Annotated in this window: 3 protein-coding genes; all 3 read right to left on the bottom strand. The window is 66.7% G+C overall.

Translation table 11 applies throughout. The features are described 5' to 3' along the window. The coding region (locus ON23_RS28205; protein ID WP_039781965.1) for an amidase at window positions 1-1,282 on the bottom strand (1,282 nt) is incomplete at its 3' end. Window positions 1,283-1,513: 231 nt separating this feature from the next. Next, entirely contained in the window at window positions 1,514-2,515 is a 1,002-nt protein-coding gene (locus ON23_RS28210) for a zinc-binding alcohol dehydrogenase family protein (protein WP_039781966.1), read from the bottom strand. Between the two features lie 81 nt (window positions 2,516-2,596). Further along, the coding region (locus ON23_RS28215) for a response regulator transcription factor (protein ID WP_143859952.1) at window positions 2,597-2,828 on the bottom strand (232 nt) is incomplete at its 5' end.

Here is a 2,828-nt window from a genome sequence, read left to right on the forward strand (position 1 = left end):
CGGCCCAGACGAGCTGGTCGAAGTACGGGTACTCGACGCCGTCGATGTCGACGTGCCGGTCCTCGAGCTCTCCGTCGTGGTTGTGCGGATAGGCGGGAGTGGGCGTGATGGGGCACACCACGGCATCGAATTCGGCGAACAGTTGCCGCCAGCCGTGGCGGTGGAGTTCGCGACCGTTGTTCGCCTCCACCCAGTCTCGGTGGCTGAGCACCATGCCGCGCAGTCGCGCGGCATCGAGACTCCGGTCGTCGGCGCTCAACGCGGCGGCTCGGGTCTGCAGCTCGCGATACACCTCGAGCGGAAGACCCGCGGCGGCATTCGACAACATCAGCTGCATGTAGAGCGTTGCCGCTTCGGCCGGATCGGGTAGCAGCGGGCTGTGCCGTTCGACGCGGGCGCCCTCGTCGACGAGCGCCTCCGCGACCCGGTTCACGCCCGCCCGCACCGCCGATCCGGTCGGAATGAGCGGATGCTCCTCGAGGACGAGAACACGGAACTCGGCCAGCCGATCGTGACGCGCGGGCGGCAGTGCGACGTCATAGGCCACGCCGTGGGTCAACGGGTCCGGTCCGGCCATCACCTCGAGCAGCAGCGTGAGATCGCGGGCAGTACGCGCCATCGGACCGGCGACAGCCAGGTCGAGATCGACCGGCAACGCCGGTGCGGGCGGCGCGACCATGCCGCGAGTCGGCGCCAGCCCGAGTGTCGGTTTGTGCGCGTAGATACCGCAGAAATGCGCGGGGGTGCGCAGTGAACCGGCGAGGTCCGAGCCGATGGACAACGCGCCGAATCCGCACGCCAGGGCCGCCGCCGAACCACCGGACGACCCGCCCGAGGTGCGGTCGTGGTCCCACGGATTGTTGGTGGTGCCGTAGATCTCGTTGAAGCTCTGGATATCTCGCAGCATCACCGGCACATTCGTCTTACCGAGGATCACCGCGCCGGCGGCCTTCAGGCGCGATACCTGTACCGCGTCCTCGGCCGGTACATAGTTCGCGTGCTGCGGCATGCCCCAGGTCGTGGGCAGCCCGGCGATATCGTAGGACTCCTTGACCGTCACCGGAATGCCGAGCAGCGGCCGGTCCTCGCCGCGGGCGCGAGCTCGGTCGACAGCGCGCGCAGCGGCCCGCGCATTGTCGAAATCCGGCACACAGATCGCGTTGATCGCCTTGTCGTCACGCTCGATACGAGCGATCGCCGCGTCGGTCAGTTCCACCGAAGTAACGGCACCGGCACGCATGGCAGCCGCGATTTCTTCCGCCGACTGAAAATTCCAATCCATGAATCGGACGGTATTGGCCTGCGGCAAGGGGCATAAAATGCCACATCGCACAAAGGGGAAATTCGAACAAGGTGACCTTCAGTGCGAATCAACGCATTCGTTCTGCCTTATCCACAGGTGAGAGGCACCGTAGAAGCACGGCCCTCCCGGCGCAGGCCATGAAATACGGTTTCGCACAACGGGATAGATGTCACAAGGACTACCTGCTTCCGCCCCGGCCGTCGGGCCGCCTCAGGTACGGGCGACGACCACTTTGCCGGTCGTGTGTCCGGACTCGACGGCACGGTGCGCGTCCCGCAACCGGGCGGCGTCGAGCCCGGACAGCACGGTGGTGGCTGTGCTGCGCAATACACCAGCGTCCACGAGTTGCGCGGTTCGCGTCAGCAAATTCTGCTGGTATGTCAGGTCGGAGCCGAAGAGCGGGCGGGTGAACATCAGCTCCCAATGCCAGGCGATGCTCTTCTGCTTCAGCGCCAGCAGATCCAGCCCCGGCGGTTCGTCGATGGCGGTGATGTGGCCGAACGGGCGCACGATCCGCGCGAAGTTGTCGATGTTGCCGGCGGAGTGCGGGGAAAACACATAGTCGATGCCTTCGGGAGCCGCGGCGATCGCCTCGTCGCCGAGGTGGTGGTGGTCGATCACCACGTCGGCGCCCATCTCGAGGGCCCAGGCCCGGGAGTCCGCGCGGCCGGCCGTCGCGATGACACGCACGCCGGTCAGTGCCTTCGCCAGCTGGATCATGATCGACCCCACGCCACCGCCCCCGCCGAGTACCAGCAGATCACCGGTGGAATCGGCGGTGAGGGCGAAGCGCTCGAAGAGTGTCTCCCAGGCAGTGATGGTAGTCAGTGGCAGAGCAGCGGCCGCGTCGAACGACAGCGACTGCGGCTTGCGGGCCGCGATGCGCTCGTCGACGGCGTGAAACTGCGCGTTGGTGCCCGGCCGGCTGATATCACCGGCGTACCAGACCTCATCGACCACTTCGAAGGTGGTCACCGCAGGACCCACCGCCTCGACGATCCCGGCGGCGTCATGCCCGAGGATCACAGGTGTCCGCGAAACAGGGAGGGCAGCACGGCGTTTCACGTCCACCGGGTTGACCGAGACCGCCAGCACGCGCACCAGTATGTCGTGCGGCCGTAGTTCGGGAACGGCGATCTCGATGTCGCGCAGAGAATCCGGATCATCGACCGGCAGGCCGGCGAACGAGCCGACCGCGGGCATAGTCGTCATGGTGAATCTCCTCGTCGTGGGTCGCTGCTGCACACCGAAGCCGAGTGTCGGCTGAACCAGCGCTGCGGGGCATAGGTCGAATTACTGTTTCGCTGCATCGCCGAGCGCGGCATGAAGCTGGCTGCGGCTGGTGATTCCCAGTTTGGGAAACAGTTTGTAGAGGTGAGCGGCGACCGTGCGGTGCGACACGTAGATCCGGTCGGCGATTTCGCGATTGGTCAGCCCGGCGGCGGCGAGCTGGGCGATCTGCAGTTCCTGGGAGGTCAGTGTCGCAGCGGGCCCCGCCGCGGCGGCACCCGGAGCCGACACGCCG

Origin of the sequence: Nocardia cerradoensis NBRC 101014, from assembly GCF_000308535.1 — a bacterium.
Classification (GTDB): Bacteria; Actinomycetota; Actinomycetes; order Mycobacteriales; family Mycobacteriaceae; genus Nocardia; species Nocardia cerradoensis.

Excerpts from the sequence above, each read along its gene's own strand:
- ON23_RS28210 (WP_039781966.1), bottom strand. The coding sequence starts at position 2,515 with ATGACGACTATGCCCGCGGTCGGCTCGTTCGCCGGCCTGCCGGTCGAT.